Raw genomic sequence first — 19,019 nt, 5'->3', positions numbered from 1 at the left:
ACGGCCAGCCTGAGTTTCCAGGAACTTTCCTGACTGCGGACCGCTCTCCTCTGGCTCGGTCTCCCTCTGAGTACAGGGTGATGACGAACGCAGAAAGTAGATGGTATTTAACGTCGTGCTGACGGCCAGACAATCAGCGTGATAATCATCTTATTGGACTCGAGGCCGGGCGTGGCAAACAGCAGCTTGATATGAAGCCAGCATGGGAAATCCCACCATGGAGAGTGCTCCCACGGAAAATCCGATTCCGGCCAGAGGGTTCCGGTATCCCGCTCCACGCAGGCTCTTGTAGTCCTTTTTATTACCGGACACCTCATAGAGCCCGACCGCGCTGATAAACAGCAGCGCCTTGGTCGCCGAATGGGTGAACATGTGGAACACCGCAGCCACCATCCCGGCCTCCGTTCCAAGGCCGATTCCCATGTAAATATAGCCGATCTGAGCCACGGAAGAATAGGCGATCATCCTCCTCGTATCCTTTTCCAGAATCGCATGAAGGGACCCCATAAGCATCCCGGCCAGGCCGAAAACGAACAGAACGTTGACAATCCGGCTGGCCACCACATTTTCTCTTCCCAGCACGCGGTAGAATATCTTAATCAGCAGGAAAATATACCCTTTGGACACGAGTCCTGACAGAATGGCGCTGGCCGTCGGAGTCGCATAGCCATAGGTATCGGGTATCCAGTAATGAAACGGATACAGTCCGCTCTTGATGGCCAGTCCGACGCTGATCACCGCCAGAATTACCAGCATGGGAATCTCATAGCTGCCCGCGGCCTCGATGGCCTCCACTGCCGCCCTGGCCGGGCTCATCAGCAGATGGCCCGTTACATCGTAAAGCATACTGAGCCCGATTAAAAACAGGCCCGAGCCCAGCTGGCTCATAATCATATACCGGATCGCCGCCGACAGGCTCCTGCCCTTCTGCCGTATCATGATCAGGCCGCATCCTGCGATGGTATTGATCTCCACAAATACATAGGCGGTAAATAAATCGTTCGTATAGATAAGGGCCAGAAGCGAACTGAGCATCAAATCGATCATTACATAGAATAAGTTCAGCTTTGTCCCTTCCACGTCCTCCGCGGTATGATCCATGCCTCCCAGGACGGACAGCAGCATGACCACGCCGAATACGGTGGCGGTCAGGCCTTCTAAGACGCCGGCCCTGATCTCATTTCCCCAGGGTGCCGGAAAATGTCCCATCATATAGGTATAGCTCTCCCCTGTCCCCATACAGAAGCGAAGGACGGCGGCCGACATGACCGTCGTAGCCGCAATAACCGCCAGGCTTAAATTCCTGGCCTTTTTACCAGAGAGGGCGCACGACAAAATACCGGAAAACATGGCGATGATGATGGAGAAAAAAGGAAAGTTCTGAACAAGAGTCATGTCTTTTCCTCCTCTTTCGCCTGTGTCAGAATCTCATCCAGATCCAGGGAACCGTACCGCTCATACAGGCGGATCGTCAGCGCCAGCATCAGCGCCGTCGTACTGACCGATACTACGATGCCCGTCAGGACAAGGCCGCTGGGTACGGGATTGATGTAAGCCGACGCCTCTCTTATGCCGTTCATCTCGATAGGAACGGCTCTTCCCTGGATATACCCCTTTGCCGCCAGGAATAGATAGACCGCCGTATCCATGATGTTCATTCCCATAATCTTCTTGATTAAGTTCTTATGAAGCAGCAGCATGGTAAATCCCACGCCAAACAGAATCACCGCCACCGTCTCTTCTATGTTAAACAGCAAGTGTACTGCCATATCACATCCCTCCTTTTCGGAACAGCGTGTAAAATGCGTACATGGTGCACGCCACAACCAGACCCACGCAGATGTTGAGAGGCAGAATCAGCCCGCTGCTTAAGATGGCCCCGGGAGTTCCAAGAGGGATTCCGCTCTCTAAATGGTTCGCGCCGGTAAAGAAAGAATAGCTTTTCGCCACGCAGTAAAATGTCAGCGCGCAGAGTGTAATTCTGCGGTACACTTTCTCTGTAAAGAAGCGTTCCGTCTTCTCGAAGCCGAAGGCATTTAAATAAAGGATCAGACCCGATCCCAGTACCGCGCCTCCGGAAAACCCGCCTCCGGGCGACAGATGACCGTTTAAAATGATGTAGATGCCGAAGATCATGATAAAAGGGACCAGCACGCAGGCGCATTTCTGTAAAATGATATCGTTCTTCGGTTCAAAGAGCCGGTCATTGGCCTCATCGAGCCGTTTGCGCGTCTGTGCGTCACGGCTCACCGCATCGATCCGGAGCAGCGCCAGGACACAGCAGGAAGCGATAAACAGCACGCACGACTCTCCAAATGTATCGAAGGCGCGGTAATCCAGAATCATACCGGTGACGTAGTTGAGCGCGCCGGTCTCCTCCACTCCCTTTTCTATATACCGGGCGGACACCTCATTGTTGTCCGGATTTCCTGCATTTCCAAAGACCGGCAGATAGGCGATCGTCCAGAGCAGGACAAAAATGATCGTCAGGCACAGGAGAACCGACATGACCTGATAGAACCGGTGAAACAGGAGGAGGCCATGTTCTTCCTTCTTGCGCATTCTGGCGGCCTTTGCCGGATCATATCCCGTAAGCTCTACCTGTGCAGACTGCGCCGCCTGCGAAAGTACCTTTGAGTCTTTCTCCGGAACGCGGATCTCCATTCCGTCTGCGAGAAGGTCCGTCTCGCCGTCGATCCATTTCTTGAATTTCAGCCACAGGCTGTTCTCGTAATTATCCTTCTTCCTGCTCATCACGGTCCTCCTTTCGGATGGCTCTGATCTTCTTTAGCGTAATGAAAAAGAGGATGCTGGTCACGCCCGCTCCCACCGCCGCCTCGGTAATAGCCAGGTCGGGCGATTGAAGCAGAATCCATATGATACACATGATCAGGCTGTAGGACATGAAAATAACGATGGATGTCAGCAAATCCTTCGTAAATGCAACCGATACCGCACATACGATCAGACAGATTAAAAGAATGATTTCAAAGAGTTTCATCGCCCTTTTCCTCCTCCTTCTGTTTCTTATCGGTTTTTCCCTTCCGGATCACGAGGATCTCACCGAGATTTTCGTCGGTCATGGCTTCCAGGCGGCTGATCATATGGCCGGATACCGGACCCGCAGTCCAGAAAAACAGGATAACCAGGAATAATTTTAAAGAATCCATGGAAAATCCACGAATCAGGATGAGTCCCGCAAATACGAACAAAATCCCCAGCGTGTCTCCCATAGCCGCCGCATGCATCCGGTTCAGCGCCCGGTGAAAACGGTTTACTCCAAATACGGCCAGTATCATAAAAACAAGGCCCGTCACGAGACAGGCGGCCGAAAGTGCGAATCTGATCCACTGCCACGTCATAGTGAGTCCTCCTCTTCCGCCTGTATCCCTACGTTGTCCTCGATCGCTCCTATATCAGCTTTCCGGTTCTTCTTCTGCAGATAGACTCCCGTGTATACCTTGCAGAGAACGACAACGCCTAAAAAGCTGATCATGGCATAGATCAGGCTCACATCCACCAAATAGTTTTCATCCAGGTAAACGGAAAGGATGGCGATGACCATGATCACCATGGTTCCTGTCATATTGACTGCGATAATCCGGTCCGAGATCTTCGGCCCCAGAACGGAACGAATGATGCTGATGATCATCAGAACTGCCAGAATCAGGGCTGCCCCGGTTAAAAGCATCTCATAAGCCTGTCCTATTTTGTCCATTTTGCTTCCATGTCCTCCATTTCCTTCAGCAGCTTTACGAATATAGAAGTCTCCATCCCCTCGGCCAGTTCTTTATCCAGACAGTGCACGCAGAACCGGTCGTCCTCCACGGATACGGTGATGGTTCCCGGCGTCAGCGTAATGGAATTGGCCAGCAGAACCCGCGCCAGTCCCGTTTTGAAATCCGTGTCAAAATACACGAAGGCCGGCTCCGGCTGAAGTTCCGGCGACAGGATGATCTTTAACACGCACACGTTGGCCTTTACGATCTCCTTCACGAGAACTCCGAAATAATGGATAAACAGCGGGATCAGACGAAACAGCAGCAGCTCCTTTTTCAGGCTGTATTCCATGTAGCGGCACATAAAATAAAAAAGTGCGGCTGAAATCAAAACGCCAAAGATACAGATTTCCGCCGTCACTTTACCGTTTAAAATCATCCACACTGCAAAAAATAAAAGAAACACAGGCATATCCCCCTTCCGCCCAGTTTGATTTACTATGTATTATACCTCTCATTTGGGGGAAATACAAGGATGTCTGCACGTTTCGGTCCGCGGCGGCAGATCCGGATATTACGGCAGAACTTTACATTCTTTTAAAGCTTTTTGGTTGTATCATTTTTCCTATTGCGATATAATAAACATGTAACAAGAAACCAATGAGGAACGAGTATGGATTTGATTAACCAGTTTATTGAAAATTATAAGAAAAAGTTGAACTTTTACGAGACGGCCGGGCACATCGCAGCCAGGCAGCTGGAATCCGCGCTTCAGGCAGCCGGTATCCGCGCCATGGTGACATCCAGGGCCAAGAATCCTGTGAGATTAAAAAGCAAGGTATTGAGGAGGAACAGCCGGCGGCCGGTTCCCTATAAAAACATGAGGGAGATTTACGAGGATATCGCCGATTTATCCGGAGTCCGGGTATCCCTCTACTTCCCCGGAGACCGTGACAAGGCCAACAGCCTGATCGCCGATCTGTTTACCATTATAGAGACTAAGCAGTTCCCGGAGCAGTCCAAGCCGCCCACCTACAACAAGCGTTTTTCCGGCTATTGGGCCAACCATTACAGGGCTCATATGAAGGAAGAATCCTTAGACAAGTCGCAGCAGAAATACGCCGCCGCACGGATTGAGATTCAGGTGGCTTCTGTTTTGATGCATGCATGGTCCGAGGTCGAACACGATCTCGTCTACAAGCCTCTTTCGGGAACCCTGTCGGAAGAAGAACTGGCTATCATCGATGAGCTGAACGGACTCGTCCTCGCCGGAGAGATCGCCCTGGAGCGGCTGCAGAGCGCCGGCAATGAAAGGGTCCAGAGCAAAAACGCCACATTCGGCAGCCAGTATGAGCTGGCTTCCTATCTCTACAATTACTTAAGCAATAATTTCCGCCGTGAGGACATCGAGCTCCGCATGGGAAATATCGAGTTATTATTCAAGCTCTTAAGCAAGCTTAAGATGAACGGTGTCAAAGAGATCGAACCGGTCTTAAAATCAGTCAAGTTCGAAAAGGACCGCCGCAACATCTCCCAGCAGATCATCGATCAGATCATTACGGGTAATGAAAAACGGTACCAGATTTACCGCGAACTCCGCATCGCCGGTGATGCCGACGAGGTGGCCGGCAACTCCATCACCTACTTCTTTAACCAGTGGGTGCCTCTGGAGCATTTCCTGAACCGTATATCATACAAAAGCTCGCCGAAGACGCGCGGCGCCTTTAATATCAATACCTTAAAGCGGCTGGATATTCTTGACAAGGAATGCCTCAACAAGATCGTCGCCCTCCGGAAGACGCGGAATGTCCTGATCCATAATATCGAAACTCCCGAGGTGGATGATTTACTGGAACAGGGAAATGAGGCCAGGGATTTACTGGAAAAGCTGACGGAGCAGTTCTCCTCTCCCGCTCCTGCGGCGGAAGCTGCGAAACAGGCAAACTAATATTGGTATGAATGATACAGCGCTTCGAATAACATTTATTTTACAAAGACATAATTTGCAAGGTAAAACAGCAAAAACGTATGTGCCTGATAGAAAACATAGAAAAAGTATTTTAATCCGGGGCCTTTCTGGTTATTGTAGCTGAGCATGAACGGCAGGGCGAGCACCATCATCCACTGTGTGGCGGTGCTTGCGGCCAGCATCTCCTCGCTGAACTGGGCGATGCAGAAAAGCAGATACACGACTGTTAATAAATCCTTCTTCTCTTTCAGGAAATACATCAGCACGCCCAGGACAATGAATTCAAGCCCATACTCATTCAGCGCCAGATTGGGAATGACACCGGTGAGCGTATCTCCACTGAGACTGTGAAGGAAGGGGAAGAAGCCGGGCATCATATAAAATAAGACCTGGACGAGAAAAATGATGCCGATCATGATACCGCCCTTTTTTCTGTCCTTCATAAACAGTTCAATGGTGCTGATTAAAACACCCACCAGAAACATGGACAGAAAAATATTATGGTATCCATAGTCAATGGAGGCATCAAACCTGATTTTAATGAAGTAAGTAAAAAAGGTCATAAAAATACTCATCAGGTATAAACGAAGCAGGTATTTTTTCCGGTCTCTTGTGTAGTGATATCCCCAGACCATACTGAATAAAAACAGAGGGTAGGAAGCTCTCCCCACCCAACGGAACCACATCGGCGCACCTTCAAAATAGAGTCCTGCGTGGTCAAGAAACATAAGGATAAGGGCTGTGATCTTTAACGCGAATGTACTCATTGTCAACCTCCATGTTGGGAATTATTGTTTAACCGTCCTGATCCTGCAGCGTAACCGCAAGAACCGATGGGTAGTAATTCTTGAGTTCTTCGACAGGCACGGATTTTCCCTTATACTTCTCAAGCCAGTCCTCATATCCTGGATTTTCCCATACCTCTCCATCCGAAAATACTATCCTCCGGTCGCAGTAAAGCGCATAGGCCACCCGGTTTGGTCCGCCGTCTCCGATCTTCGGCCATCCTGTCATCTTCTCTCCGTCATAAAGCGTCCAGCCGGAATCAGCGGCCGCTCCGGGTATTATCTCGTCATGATCATCGTACAAACAGTCATATGACGGTTTATCGCCGGAATCCATGATATACCATTGAAGCTTCAGCGGCTGTCCCTCTTTATCGTAGGCCAGCATGCAGTACTGTCTGGACGAGATGGTTTTATCGGTATGATTGGTGTAGGTATCATATAAATACGGCCATCCGCTGTCTTCATATTCACGCAGCTCCACGATTCTGGAAACCGAATTTCCTGAATCCACTGCCTTTTTCTGATCTCCAGTGCTCTCACACGGATTTGCCGCACACGATGTCTCCGCAGCACTCGATCCCCCCGTCACGACCAATGCCTCCGGCGCACACGATATTACGCCGACGCACAGCAACGCAAAAATCACAACTGCCGTAATTACTCTTTTTCTGTTCACAGAACACCTCCCTGTCTGATTCTCATATTCTTATCTGCGACAGGTAAATATTACCACAAAATACTTGGGAAACACGGAATGAATCCTTAAGAAAGATGGATGGAAATGTGCATTTTATCGGATATGGCTGCTGTTTGTCTGAAAATAAGTCTGTGTGAAAGATATTTGTGAAAGGACGCAGAAAAAAAATCAGGGGCGTTTTGCGCCCCTGAAAATTCTGCTTCTATCAGTATCTCCTAATTCTGTATTTCCATTATCCCCAAACCAGTATCCGGTTCATTCCTTCCTTCAGGCCTTCAATCGGGCCTGCCGCAGGCTGTCCGTTCCTAGACTGATCCAGATAGTCGGTATCGAATACGATTGGTGTGCCGTCCGGATTTTCATACGCGGCCTCCGTGATACGCGGCATTCCCAGTTTTTCGGAATTGTAGATTTCTGTCGGAATCTCCAGCATCTCCTTTTCCACATTCAGCTCCAGATACGTTTTTCCGTCAGTCTCTACAATCCGAACGGCAGGATCCATATCGCTTACGTGCGTATTTTCTTCCCGTCCATAGGGCTTAGCCCCCTTTAAATAGGCGTTTCCACGGATGTATACCGGCTGTTTTACATGCTTGAACTGCTCTAAATCACCGTTTCCACGGGAGATGACATCACTGATATACTCTTCCAGAGAATTCGTATGGCCGTCATAGCCTTCGGTTCCGTGAAGGGACTGCTCCGTATAGGTCACGGCTCCTCCCAGAAATACATTCTGATAGATCCTGTCGTCACCGCTGTAAACCACTGTGGTTCCCGCCACCTCTGTCGTGTGAGGGAAGTGGTAAGGAGTGGACCGGTCCAGCACATCCTCTCTGCGCATGGTGCCGCAGCAGAGATTGTGAAGGTAGGCGCCGCCCTGGGCGATATTGTCGAAATTATAATCGGATGCAAAGATATTGTTGTCCACCAGATATGGGCCATGGGTTACTTCCACCATGAGGTCACGGTCGTTGGCATAGTATAAGTTCTTGCTCACTCTCGTTCCCTGGGCCTGCCAGTCCAGCCACGTTCCCAGCGTGCAGTTATGTATGTTGTTGTGATGAATCTGTACATCGATGGCGGCGTGCAGCTTGATTCCTCCGATCTCATATCCGAAATATTCATGCTTTACAGCAATATTATAAATATGGTTATGGGTAATCTCGCTGAAGACACAGCCCATATGGCCCACGATACCATTCTGTCCGCAGTCATAAATCTCATTGTTCCGGATTACGTGGGAACCGATCGTCTCCTTGCTCCATCCGATCTGTCTTGCCCGGAATACGGCTTCCATCTGATACTGGTATCCTGGCTTTCTGTGGGTCCTGGTACAGAGATTATGGCCGGTGGAGGCTTCCTTTCCGATACTGATTCCGCTGCATTTTGCATCGTGAATCTTATTGCTCTCAATGATCCAGCCCTTGCTCCAGTTCGTTCCCAAAAGTCCTGGCTGATCTGCGGTCGGCGGGGTCCACGGGCATGCCGCCTGGGCCATCTCGAAGCCGCGCACCGTGATATAGTTTAATCCTGTTTTCTCAGGATAGAAACAACATTTGCGCACGTTGATTTCTGTCAGTTCCTCGTTAGGATTCACGCCCTGGAAGTTGGCATAGATCACGGTAGTCTCCTGATCTGTCTCGGCATACCACTGATACATGGTATCCTCCGGATGCAGAATCGGCTCCGGATGCCTGGTCCATGGCGGATTCACACCCTCGGTGCGGATAAACGGATTTTTCACTTCCTCCAGGCTCTTCGCTTCGTAAAAGGATTTTCCATTTAGGTAGACGTCCCCGGTGTGCAGGGAATTGTCATTCGGATAGATAAACCAGTCTCCTCCCAGAACCTCCTTATACGGATTATAAGTGCCAAAGAAGGAATTGGGAAGTACCGCTTTCCAGACGCTGCCCTCCACCGGCTCCCAGCACGTGATCTGCTCAGAACCCTTGATTACGACGCGTTCTCCTTCCGCTGCCTCGTATGTAATTCTTGAAACACTGCTGGTTCCGCCCTGCGCTGGTTTAACCCACTCCCGGTACTCTCCCTCATGGACAATGACACGGTCTCCCGGCATGGCGAGTAACGCAGCCTTCGATATGGTTCGGAACGGATGGTCCTTTGTGCCGTCTTCAAAATCACAGCCGGTTACCGCCACATGATATTCTCTCATTTTATTACCTCCTGAATCAATGATGTACTTAAGATGACTTTAATATAGCAGATTATGACAGTTTTGACTTTACAATTATTGCGCCATCTATATCAATAGTTGCTTCTTTAAAATAGCATCTTTACCGAAAGATAGAGGTATACAGCTGTTTTATATTGCATTTTTGCCATAATCGCGGTATGATAGCAGGAAAAACAGCGCACTTTTTTTGTTTCAATTTGCTGTCATGGCCTTTTGACTGCTGTTTGCGCTTTCAGACATATTTTTATTTGCGAAGGCAATGAGCCATACGACCATTCCTGTATGTCCATCCAGCGACTGCGGCAAAGGTTCACCCCCTTGCGGCGATGTAAGTTTGATGCTCCGCTGCCTGCAGAGGAATTTTTAACCCCGGGAGGTAATCTTATGCTTACAGATGGTTTTCCAGCTCGGCTGTATGAAGATGCAGCGATTGTGCTGTCACGTATTTCCAGAAACACGTACCATGATATTCCAATCACAGAGACGGGCAAGACCTGCACTTATACGCTGCCCGACAGACAAACGGTTTCATTTCCTTACCGAATCTATTATGTCGATACGTATGAGGACCTGTGCTCCGGGTTATCATGGACGCAGAGAATGATCTGTCACGCCATATTTACGAGAAGCTTTGACGGTTATATACGGGAGAAGCACGTAAGGGCGATCCTTATGGAAGATTATCCGGACTGGTGTTTTCCATACATCTTAAAACTTTCGGATGAGTATGTAGCTGAAATTCTGGAGCTGATCTACCATGAAATGGCAGGGAAAAATACAGACCGGATGAAATCATTCTGCCGCCTTAACATGAATTCGTTTCTGTTGAGCCACGACCGGATGATCAGCTACTGGAATGAGTTTTACCGTCACAACTGTTTTCACTACCGGGATTACATCGGCAGAAAGCTGTTTTCAAAGTGCTTTGGATACACGCGAAGCATGGAAAGGGAACGAAAGGGGATTACCAATGATTGAACATCTTGACGGCATCTTCGAGACGGTCACATTTCGTGAAAATCTCCGGATGCGAATCAGTGACATGAGTATTTGTGAAAATTTCCCGGATCACTGGCACACTCCGATGGAAATCATACATGCGAAGGAAAACTGGTATAGGATCGTGGTGGATGACCAGATCTACCAGCTAAAGGAGGGGGATATCGCCATCATCCGTCCTGGCACCATACATGCGCTTTACGCGCCGGAGACGGGCAGCCGGACCATCTATCTTGCAGATTTATCATTTTTAGGAGAGGTCTCCAACCTGGAGACCATGCTCGCTCTGCTGGCGCCGGTAACCACCATCACGCCTAAGGGAGAGCCTGATCTGTACAGAAAGGCCGGCGAACTCCTCTCCTTCATGGAAGAGGAATACGCCGGCTCCCGGTCCTTTTACGATATGCTTCTTTATGGCGCGCTCATCGAGCTGCTGGGACTTCTTGGACGATACGCCATCTCCCCGTCCGCCTCCGTGGGCACGCTGGGACCCCAGTCCGCCAAATACGCGGAACGCTTTCTTTACGTCTGCAACTATATCAATGAGCACTGTACGGAGGACTTATCCCTGGAAACCATCGCCGGGATCGCGGGCTTCAGCAAATACCACTTCACCCGGCTTTTTAAGGATTTCACACATACCTCCTTCTACCGCTACTTAAACAAAAAACGAATCTCCCACGCGGAGCAGCTCCTGATCAATCCGGAATACTCCGTAACGGAGGTGGCACTCCAGTCGGGCTTCTCCAGCCTTTCGGCCTTCATCCGCATGTTTAAACAGCTGAAAGGGTGTACCCCCACGGAGTTTAAACGCATGTACTCGCTGGACTGCATGAACCGTGTGGATGGTGAACCGGCAGCGGAACTGCCGTCAGGAAAATAGTGCTTTCGCCTGCCCCATCCGTTCCACCACATGGACGCCAAAGGGACACCGCGTCTCACAGCTTCCGCATCCAATGCAGTCGGCCGCTCCCGCAGACAGTCCGTCATAATGTGCCCGCAGGGAGGCCGGGACCTCATTCTGCATGACCGCCAGATCGTAAAGCTTATTTACCATGGCGATATCAATGGACGCCGGACACGGCGCACAGTGGCCGCAGTACGTACACTGGCCGGCGTATGCGTGGTGAGGCGCCCCTGCAAGCACGGTCGCGTAATCTTTTTCTTCTTCTGACGCGCTCTCGTATGCCACCGCGGCCGCCACGTGGTCCGGGGTATCGTATCCCACCATGACGCTGGCCACAGCGGGTCTGGTCAGCGCATAGTGGAGACATTGAACCGGTGTCAGCGCTACGCCGAAGGGAGACGCCTCCGCCGAGAACAGCCGGCCGCCGGCATACCCCTTCATGACGGTAATGCCAACCTCTTCCTGCTCGCAGATCCGGTACAGCTCTGCCCTCTCCGGCGCAATACCGCCCAATTCCTCTTCGTACCGCTCCTTAAAATAATCCTCTATGTTCTCGCTGGCGGGAAGCATATCAAACGCCGGATTGATGCTGAAGAGAATCATCTCAATCTCACCGCACAGCGCTCCCATCTTCGCCACCGCCGGATTATGGGTGCTCATGCCAATATGCCGGATAATCCCCTGCTCCTTCAGCCCCCTGACATATTCCATGAATTCTCCATTCATGATCGACTGAAACTCTGCGGCCTCATCCACGAAATGTATCATTCCCAGATCGATATAATCTGTGCGCATGCGGTCCAGCAAATCCTGAAACGCCGGTTTTACCTTGTCTAAATCACGGGTTCTGACATACTGTCCATCCTGCCACGTGGAACCGATATGGCCCTGAATGATCCAGCGGTCCCGTCTGCCCGAGAGCGCCGCTCCGATATTGGAGCGAACGTTCGGTTCGGCCATCCAGCAGTCCAGAATATTGATCTCCGCCTCCTCGCAGCAGTCGATGACCGACTTTACCTCGTCTGCATTATGGCGTTCCAGCCACTCGCCGCCCAGACCGATCTCGCTGACCATAAGTCCTGTTTTCCCCAGTTTTCTGTAGTTCATATGTATTTCCCCTCTTCTTCCTTTATTCCCGTACCACGGGTTTGTAATCCATTTTGGATTCGTCCTCGGCTGCTTCTATCTTGTTAGTTTATTTATTTCTATCCCCACCCGGTAATTGCTCAGAGTGCGGCTGCATCATTTATCGATGCGCAGCTTGACTTCATATCAGTGGGGGATAGCGTTTTTTTTCGTCCGCCACTGCCGTTAAACTTGTTTTTGGCGATTCAGCCCTTCGGTTTCACGTATTCAGCAAAGAACATCTGTCCCGCCTTCAGCATGGGACATGCCTGTAATCCCGGTGCTCCGTACTCCCTCGCCAATTCCTCATCCAGTGTTGTCTTTCAAACGTTGATCTTACACCTTCTCATATTTCATTCCTCCAGTTCAGATTTACAACAGATGCTGTGGTGGTTCACAATTTGGACTTGACATCCATAACTGTAATACATATAATTACAGTTACAACTACTCTATTTATATATTTCATTTTAATCGAATTGCGGTTAGCTTTCAACCACTTTCGATGGTGAGGAGGATTCATATGATCGAAGAAGGAACTGTGGTCTATTACCTGGACGAGGATGCGGTTCACTCTGGTCGGGTGATTGATGTGACACCGGAAAACGGGGGATTCACATTCAGCATTGACAGTTATGGAGCATGCGAGGGACCGTACGTGATCGCTTCCGGACAAATCGGAAAAACGGTATTTTTCTCGGAAAAAGAGGCTGAAGACAGGCTGGGAATATAATTTCCCAGCCTGTTTTATCGTCAAAGGCCCAGGATTGGAGAGTGTTCAATGTTGACACCTGTTAATATATATGATAATATTATATTAACAGGTGTCAACATAATATTATCATGCGTTAATATTGTTTGTAGAATTCATTTATTTAAGAATAAAACACTTCAGAAAGGCTGAATTATGAAAGAAAAACCATACCATCACGGAAATCTGCAGACAGAGCTGATCGAAGAAGGGCTGGCGCTGATTCACGAGGAAGGAAAGGGGAATTTCTCGCTTCGAAAGCTGGCTAAAAGACTGGGGGTCTCTCCCACTGCCTGCTATAACCACTATGCTGATGTCGATGAACTGATGCGCGAGATGAAAAACTATGTCACAAGGAAATTCTGTGATGCGCTGATCGCGGGCACGGATAAGGATGATCCCGCGGGCGCCGCCATCAACATGGGAATCGCTTATGTAGAATTCTTTGCGGACAATCCCCACTATTTTACCTTCATCTATGACAGCGGAGATTACAGGATTGATTTGACAGAGGATACCTTTGACGGAGACTTTGAACCATTTCACCTTTTCAAGGAAATAGGGCTGCTGTGCATGGAATATAATCACGTGGAAAAAGAAAAGCACAGGGACAATTTAATCGTTATGTGGGCCACCGCACACGGACTGGCCGCCATGGCGAATATGAAGGGATTTCACTATAACGGAGACTGGGGTGCTCTCACCAAAAAGCTTCTGTACGAAAAAATAATTTTATCATAATGAAAAAGGAGACAAAACATGACAATCCAGGAAGCGATAAAAAACCGGCACTCGGTCAGAAGCTATCAGGCAAGGGAAATAGATGCTGCAACAGTTCTTACACTGAAGGAAGAAATTGAGAAATGCAACCGCGAGGGCGATCTTTTTATACAGCTGATCACAAATGACAGCAGCGTCTTCAAGGGACTGGTGGCTCATTACGGAGGCTTCCGCGGTGTCTCAAACTACATTGCACTCATAGGTCCCTCCGGCCATGATCTGGAAGAAAAGCTGGGATACTACGGAGAACGGATCGCACTACGGGCGCAGCAGCTGGGACTGAATACCTGCTGGGTGGCGGTCACCTATAAGAAAAAGCTGTGCAGGGCAGTCGTCAAGCAGAATCAGCAGCTTGTATGCGTTCTGGCGCTTGGATACGGAGACACCCAGGGCGTCCCTCACAAATCAAAACCAATGCCGCAGCTTTGCAAGGTGGACGGAGAGATGCCGGAATGGTTCCGAAAAGGCATGGAAGCCGCCCTCCTCGCACCAACCGCCATGAATAAGCAGAACTTTCTGATTATACTGGACGGGGAGACTGTGAAATATGAGGCAAAGGAAGGCAAGTACCGCAATCTGGATCTCGGGATTGTGAAATACCATTTTCAGGCGGGCGCAGGACTTTGATACAACGGTATGGAAGGAAAAAAGCGGAAGATTTTACGCTGTAGAGTGTAAAATCTTCCGCTTTTTATGAAATACTTTAATTCATCCCTTTATGTATCCGAAATATCCTCAGTAATCTTTAGTTGATAAAAAGCTGGGTCCAGTAATCAACGCCGGCCGCGTTCTTATAATGGCCGATTCCGATTGAGCTGTAATTTGCATTCATAATATTAGCTCTGTGTCCTGCGCTGTTCATCCAGTCCTGCATAACCTGCTTCGCTGATTTCTGGCCGTATGCAATATTCTCGCCGGCTGCTCTATAGCTCACACCAGCTGCGGTCAGTGCTGTGGTAAAGTTGCTTCCGTCCGGTCTTGTGTGAGAAAAAGAGGTCTCGATCTCTCCTGCTCTCTGCTGTGCCGCACGGGTCGCGCCTGCATGAAGGGTCAGCGCCGGAAGGCCTGCTTTGGCACGTTCTTCATTAACAAGCTTCAGTACTGCGCCCACGGCCTCATCCTGATTTTCATCAGACGGCTGATCCGGTGTCGGAAGGCTGTTGTCCGGGAAATCCGGCATTGGGTAATCCGGTGACGGCAGCTCCGGCATCGGCAGGCTGTTGTCCGGCAGCATATCGCCCGGATAATTCGGGAATACAGGCTGGCAGTCCGGGGAGAAGTTTACTCCGGGAATCTGGTTTAAGATATTATTGAAATCCATCCGGTTATTCCCGGTCACCATGATAACTCTCCCGCCGCCTGCGGAAAAATTATATGTATTAACGGCTGCATTTGCCGTCGACGGGATGGTGCCGGCCGTTGCCAGTGCCGCTGCTGCGGTCAGTGCGTATGCGGTTAGTCTCTTCATGTTTAATACCTCCTGATATTGTTACATAATCGTTACATTTCTGTTACAAAAATATAATAACACAGGATGGCTGGAAATTGTCAGGAAAAGACTGGAAATCATTTTTACAGAAACAGGGTGTTCGCTTTGCGGCCGCTGCAGGCCTTTTTCATCTTTTGTTCCGCGGCAAACAGCACTACCTTATCATTGTGGCGCGCCTGCTCCGGACATATGGCGATACAGTGCATACAGGAGATGCAGCGTTCCTTGTCCAGAGATGACGGATTATCCTTCGGAATCGCCTGGACCGGACATTCTGCGGCGCACTTTCCACATTTGATGCAGTTCTTGTCCGCCTTCGGTTTCATTGGAACACCGTGATATTCTCTGTATGGATGGCTGCCAGGCACTGTTATCTCACCGTCTCCGTTTTCCTCCAGATGATGTTTGATCCGTTCCGAAAACTCTTTTAATTCCCGGCAGTCTTCCTCATCCGGCCTTCCGGCGCCGAACTTACGAATGATCGAATGCTCTGCCACAGCCGCTGCGGCTGCCGAACAGCGAAAACCAGCCTCCGACAGCACATCTTTTAATTCCATCAGCGTATCTTCGAATTCTCTGTTTCCATAAACGGCCACCAGAACCGCTCTCGCTCCGTTGCCCGCCATCTTTTTCAGACGTTCCACCGCCGTTACCGGCACTCTGCCGCCGAACGACGGGACTGCTACGATGCAGATGTCATCCGCCGAGAAGGCGTATTGTTCCGGCTGCAGTGCCGGATTCATCAGATCAACCCTCACTGTTTCACACGACCACGCGCTTCCAATGATCTCTGCGACCTTCTTCGTCCCTCCGGTAGGACTGAAATAGATTTCATACATTGCCATATTATTGCCTCCTGATTTTTATTTCTGGGGACAGTCATACTTCTCAAACCGTCCCTTTCCGCTCTTCTTCACCCGGTACATCGCCTGATCCGCCAGATGAAGCATCTCTGTACAGTCAGCGCAGACCTCGGGATAGATCAGATAACCGCCCGATACGCTCACCTCGGCCTCCTCGCCGGCAGGCAGCGCAATTCTGGCCTCCCTTATACTCTGTTCCAGCCGTTCCATACACGCGTACAGCTCCTCTTTCTCCTCCGCGCCGTAGATCAGCAGAACAAACTCATCTCCGCTGAGCCGCGCCGCCAGCTTTTCGGGAGCCTTGAGACCGGCAAACAAATCCGCAGCGGTCTTCAGAAGCTTATCGCCGTATTCGTGGCCCCAGGAATCATTGACATGCTTCAGATTATCTAAATCCATCATCAGAAGCATTGCCGTCTTCATCCGGTCCGGATCTGCAAACAGCTGGTCTGCCGTACGGAAAAATGCCCGCCGTGTCAGAAGACCGGTAAGCAGGTCGATATCGCGTTCCTGCTCGATCTGCTGTTTTTCCACGATTGCCTCCGTTACGTCGATGACGATTCCCAGAGTTTTCCCTTCCCCCTCGTACGTCTTGATCCTCACGTAACGGCGCTCCTCTCCGTTCAGACAGCAGATTTCCTTCTCTTCCTTCAGCGGCTCGGAACGGATCACCTTAATTTTTTCCACAAAAAGCTCCCTGTCCGCAAGGACGGCAGAAAGCTCCTCCTCCGGTATCATCAGAATCTCTCCCAGCTTTTTCGTCGCCAGCACGCGCTTCATATCCTGATTGTACTCGTAAACCGCAATCGGAATATCGACGTTCTGGAAGACCAGGGACAGCTTTCCGGTCGCCTCCAGAAGGCTGCCGACCATGCGGTTGATATTGGCGCTAAGCTCCTTGAATTCCGGCGTGTGATCAATCTCCAGCCTGTAGTCGAGATTACCGGCGGCAATCTTCTGCGTTCCGTCTATCGTCCCATAAATATCGTTTAAAATAAAGGTATCCAGCATCTTAAGAATCAGGAACACGGTGACAAAGGAGAGTACGCAGAGGCTGAAAATAATCAGCATCATATTGCCCGGAACGTTTTCGTAGAGCTTCTCGTATGTAGCGCTGACGCCTACTAAAATCCCGTCCGTCATTTCCATCATACAGTAATTCTTCTGTCCGTCAAGAACCATTTCCCTGCTATAGAGGGTGCCTTCTCCGATGTCTTCAGGCAGGCAGAGCCCGAGGGATGCCAGCGGAGTCCCCACCGGAATACCTCCCGTAGCTCCGATAATCGTCCCCGTGTCCTGATCAGCCGCGAAAATGGTAACGCCTCTCTCGGTCGTCATCATGGAAAATACGTAAGAGAGTTCATTCTTTTCCATGGCGGCCATCAGACGGGCCGGTTCCATACCGATCTGGACGATTCCTCCGTGATCCTCCCTCCACACCGCGACGTACTGCATCATCTTGCCTTCCGCGGTGTTGGGCGTCACGTCCTGGCAGAGCTGAAGGTCAACATCGTCAAGCATCGGAAGAAAGAACTGCATCTGTTCCCCCGAGCGAAACGTATAATCGTAGTATTTCGGCTCGGAACCGGCATAAAGGCGGCCCTCCATGTCAAACAGATGAAGTTCATCAACCTGGAGCAGTGAGGCGATCTTTCGCATTTCCTCTAAGTCTTTCACCACGTCCGGCTGGTTCTGTACGATATACGCCGCCGCTTTTGCCCGGATGAAATAATCCTCCTTCAGATTCTCCCGCAGCTCCGCGATCTCGGTGTCATTTCTCTTAAGGACCTCCGAAACCTGGTTGAACCGGATCTCTGAATTCGTTCTCATCGCTTCTTTTGCAGACTTCGTCTGCAGATAGTATCCGAGAAGAGCCGTCATCACCATGGCGGTAATGATCACGACGCACAGTCTGAACGTGATGGCTTTTTTCATGTTTCATCCTCCTGTCTGATTACCGGCAGTACGTTACTTTTTGAACCATTGATCCGGCTGCGACTGGATATAATGGGTGTCAAACTCCGCCCATCTGTAATCCTGTATCCCATTCCGTTTAAAAGGCTCCCCGGCCAGATACGACTCTATCTCCTCCGGCTTCTCCGCCTTCATGAGAAATACGCCGCCGCTCATGTCCGTCTTAAGCCCCGATAAGAATATCATGCCGCTGTCCATGGCCTTCTGCGTATAGGCCATGTGTTCCTTCATAATCGCGTCATCCATCTTCCCGGCGTCCAGTATGATTCCTTCCACCATATAATATTTCATGTTTTTCCTCCGCTTTCACAGTATGTCTGCCGCTCACTTTACCCAGCGGCTCATAATTTCAAGAAGCCGGTTGATCTCCAGCGGCTTCGCCACATGTTCATTCATTCCCGCAATCCGCGCCTGATATGCATCATCGGCAAATGCATTTGCCGTAAGCGCGATAATGGGGATCTCCGCCGCGTCGGGCCTCTCCCCGGTCCGGCCCAGTCTGCGGATCGCTCTGGCGGCGCCGTATCCGCCCAGAACCGGCATCTGGATATCCATCAGAATCAGGCCGTACGTGCCAGGAGGCGACGCACAGAATAAATCTACGGCCTCCTGTCCGTTGCAGGCGCTTTCCACCGTGATCCCGGACAATGCCAGCAGCTCTTCCACGATTTCCCGGTTAAGCTCGTTGTCCTCCGCAAGCAGCACGCGAAGCCCCGGCTTAAACTGCCTCTTTACCAGGAAAGCATCTACCGGCGGCTCCGGGC

General features: G+C 50.3%; 22 protein-coding genes. 6 read left to right on the top strand and 16 right to left on the bottom strand.

What is annotated here, in order from left to right:
* Window positions 1–150: 150 nt before the first annotated feature.
* The 7 genes from ACLTD4_RS22710 to ACLTD4_RS22680 are packed head-to-tail and all read right to left on the bottom strand — an operon-like array spanning window position 151 to window position 4,185.
* The gene (locus tag ACLTD4_RS22710) at window positions 151–1,395 is read right to left on the bottom strand and encodes a complex I subunit 5 family protein (protein WP_412331576.1); all 1,245 of its coding nucleotides are present in this window, start codon (window positions 1,393–1,395) and stop codon (window positions 151–153) included.
* Window positions 1,392–1,769 (bottom strand): sodium:proton antiporter, encoded by a 378-nt coding sequence (locus tag ACLTD4_RS22705; RefSeq protein WP_055652593.1) that lies wholly within the window; start codon window positions 1,767–1,769, stop codon window positions 1,392–1,394. The genes ACLTD4_RS22710 and ACLTD4_RS22705 overlap by 4 nt, the downstream gene beginning before the upstream one ends.
* A 1-nt stretch (window position 1,770) precedes the next feature.
* A complete protein-coding gene (mbhE, locus tag ACLTD4_RS22700) occupies window positions 1,771–2,754 on the bottom strand; it encodes a hydrogen gas-evolving membrane-bound hydrogenase subunit E (protein ID WP_117624190.1) in 984 nt (327 codons plus the stop codon).
* Window positions 2,735–3,001, bottom strand: coding sequence for a hydrogenase subunit MbhD domain-containing protein (locus ACLTD4_RS22695; protein WP_002604328.1), 267 nt, complete (start codon window positions 2,999–3,001; stop codon window positions 2,735–2,737). Before ACLTD4_RS22695 ends, mbhE begins: the two co-directional genes overlap by 20 nt.
* Entirely contained in the window at window positions 2,988–3,362 is a 375-nt protein-coding gene (locus ACLTD4_RS22690; protein ID WP_055652590.1) for a cation:proton antiporter, read from the bottom strand. Before ACLTD4_RS22690 ends, ACLTD4_RS22695 begins: the two co-directional genes overlap by 14 nt.
* Entirely contained in the window at window positions 3,359–3,718 is a 360-nt protein-coding gene (locus ACLTD4_RS22685) for a monovalent cation/H+ antiporter complex subunit F (protein WP_117624191.1), read from the bottom strand. Before ACLTD4_RS22685 ends, ACLTD4_RS22690 begins: the two co-directional genes overlap by 4 nt.
* Window positions 3,706–4,185, bottom strand: a complete 480-nt coding sequence (locus tag ACLTD4_RS22680; RefSeq protein ID WP_181988651.1) for a Na+/H+ antiporter subunit E — start codon at window positions 4,183–4,185, stop codon at window positions 3,706–3,708. The genes ACLTD4_RS22685 and ACLTD4_RS22680 overlap by 13 nt, the downstream gene beginning before the upstream one ends.
* Window positions 4,186–4,392: 207 nt before the next feature.
* Here ACLTD4_RS22680 and ACLTD4_RS22675 point away from each other — a divergent pair, with 207 nt between their 5' ends.
* On the top strand, window positions 4,393–5,667 hold the full coding sequence (locus ACLTD4_RS22675) for a RelA/SpoT domain-containing protein (protein WP_055652589.1): 1,275 nt from the start codon (window positions 4,393–4,395) through the stop codon (window positions 5,665–5,667).
* A 35-nt stretch (window positions 5,668–5,702) separates the two neighbouring features.
* Here the strand turns inward: ACLTD4_RS22675 and ACLTD4_RS22670 are convergent, their stop codons facing one another.
* The 3 genes from ACLTD4_RS22670 to ACLTD4_RS22660 all read right to left on the bottom strand — a co-directional run bounded on the left by ACLTD4_RS22670 (window position 5,703) and on the right by ACLTD4_RS22660 (window position 9,346).
* The gene (locus ACLTD4_RS22670) at window positions 5,703–6,455 is read right to left on the bottom strand and encodes a TraX family protein (protein ID WP_117624193.1); all 753 of its coding nucleotides are present in this window, start codon (window positions 6,453–6,455) and stop codon (window positions 5,703–5,705) included.
* A 28-nt stretch (window positions 6,456–6,483) separates the two neighbouring features.
* Window positions 6,484–7,152 (bottom strand): DUF5780 domain-containing protein, encoded by a 669-nt coding sequence (locus ACLTD4_RS22665; protein ID WP_117624194.1) that lies wholly within the window; start codon window positions 7,150–7,152, stop codon window positions 6,484–6,486.
* Window positions 7,153–7,405: 253 nt separating this feature from the next.
* Window positions 7,406–9,346 carry a right-handed parallel beta-helix repeat-containing protein gene (locus ACLTD4_RS22660; RefSeq protein WP_117624195.1) on the bottom strand — a complete coding sequence of 647 codons (1,941 nt, stop codon included), beginning with the start codon at window positions 9,344–9,346 and terminating at the stop codon, window positions 7,406–7,408.
* Between the two features lie 405 nt (window positions 9,347–9,751).
* On the opposite strand from ACLTD4_RS22660, the gene ACLTD4_RS22655 reads away from it, so the two are divergent.
* On the top strand, window positions 9,752–10,345 hold the full coding sequence (locus ACLTD4_RS22655) for a hypothetical protein (RefSeq protein WP_181988652.1): 594 nt from the start codon (window positions 9,752–9,754) through the stop codon (window positions 10,343–10,345).
* On the top strand, window positions 10,338–11,249 hold the full coding sequence (locus ACLTD4_RS22650; protein WP_055652584.1) for an AraC family transcriptional regulator: 912 nt from the start codon (window positions 10,338–10,340) through the stop codon (window positions 11,247–11,249). The genes ACLTD4_RS22655 and ACLTD4_RS22650 overlap by 8 nt, the downstream gene beginning before the upstream one ends.
* Here ACLTD4_RS22650 and ACLTD4_RS22645 read toward each other — a convergent pair.
* Window positions 11,238–12,380, bottom strand: a complete 1,143-nt coding sequence (locus ACLTD4_RS22645) for an aldo/keto reductase (RefSeq protein WP_117624196.1) — start codon at window positions 12,378–12,380, stop codon at window positions 11,238–11,240. The genes ACLTD4_RS22650 and ACLTD4_RS22645 overlap by 12 nt on opposite strands.
* Before the next feature lie 541 nt (window positions 12,381–12,921).
* Here ACLTD4_RS22645 and ACLTD4_RS22640 point away from each other — a divergent pair.
* From ACLTD4_RS22640 to ACLTD4_RS22630, 3 genes are all read left to right on the top strand, one after another.
* On the top strand, window positions 12,922–13,131 hold the full coding sequence (locus ACLTD4_RS22640; protein WP_002604341.1) for a hypothetical protein: 210 nt from the start codon (window positions 12,922–12,924) through the stop codon (window positions 13,129–13,131).
* A gap of 174 nt (window positions 13,132–13,305) precedes the next feature.
* A complete protein-coding gene (locus ACLTD4_RS22635; protein WP_117623486.1) occupies window positions 13,306–13,890 on the top strand; it encodes a TetR/AcrR family transcriptional regulator in 585 nt (194 codons plus the stop codon).
* Window positions 13,891–13,908: 18 nt separating this feature from the next.
* Window positions 13,909–14,556 (top strand): nitroreductase family protein, encoded by a 648-nt coding sequence (locus tag ACLTD4_RS22630; protein ID WP_117623485.1) that lies wholly within the window; start codon window positions 13,909–13,911, stop codon window positions 14,554–14,556.
* A gap of 118 nt (window positions 14,557–14,674) precedes the next feature.
* Here ACLTD4_RS22630 and ACLTD4_RS22625 read toward each other — a convergent pair whose 3' ends face one another.
* The 5 genes from ACLTD4_RS22625 to ACLTD4_RS22605 form a co-directional block, all read right to left on the bottom strand.
* Window positions 14,675–15,397 carry a CAP domain-containing protein gene (locus ACLTD4_RS22625; RefSeq protein WP_117623484.1) on the bottom strand — a complete coding sequence of 241 codons (723 nt, stop codon included), beginning with the start codon at window positions 15,395–15,397 and terminating at the stop codon, window positions 14,675–14,677.
* 104 nt (window positions 15,398–15,501) lie between these two features.
* Complete coding sequence (locus ACLTD4_RS22620; protein ID WP_117623483.1) at window positions 15,502–16,263, bottom strand: EFR1 family ferrodoxin; 762 nt, start codon at window positions 16,261–16,263, stop codon at window positions 15,502–15,504.
* An 18-nt stretch (window positions 16,264–16,281) separates the two neighbouring features.
* Window positions 16,282–18,216, bottom strand: a complete 1,935-nt coding sequence (locus ACLTD4_RS22615) for a diguanylate cyclase (RefSeq protein WP_117623482.1) — start codon at window positions 18,214–18,216, stop codon at window positions 16,282–16,284.
* A gap of 33 nt (window positions 18,217–18,249) precedes the next feature.
* Complete coding sequence (locus ACLTD4_RS22610) at window positions 18,250–18,546, bottom strand: YciI family protein (RefSeq protein ID WP_117623481.1); 297 nt, start codon at window positions 18,544–18,546, stop codon at window positions 18,250–18,252.
* 33 nt (window positions 18,547–18,579) lie between these two features.
* A partial coding sequence (locus ACLTD4_RS22605) for a response regulator (protein ID WP_412331575.1) occupies window positions 18,580–19,019 on the bottom strand: 440 nt, incomplete at its 5' end.

The organism is Hungatella sp., from assembly GCF_046966825.1.
The sequence above is the reverse complement of the archived record's forward strand: the minus strand, read 5'-3'. Positions and strand labels throughout refer to the sequence as shown.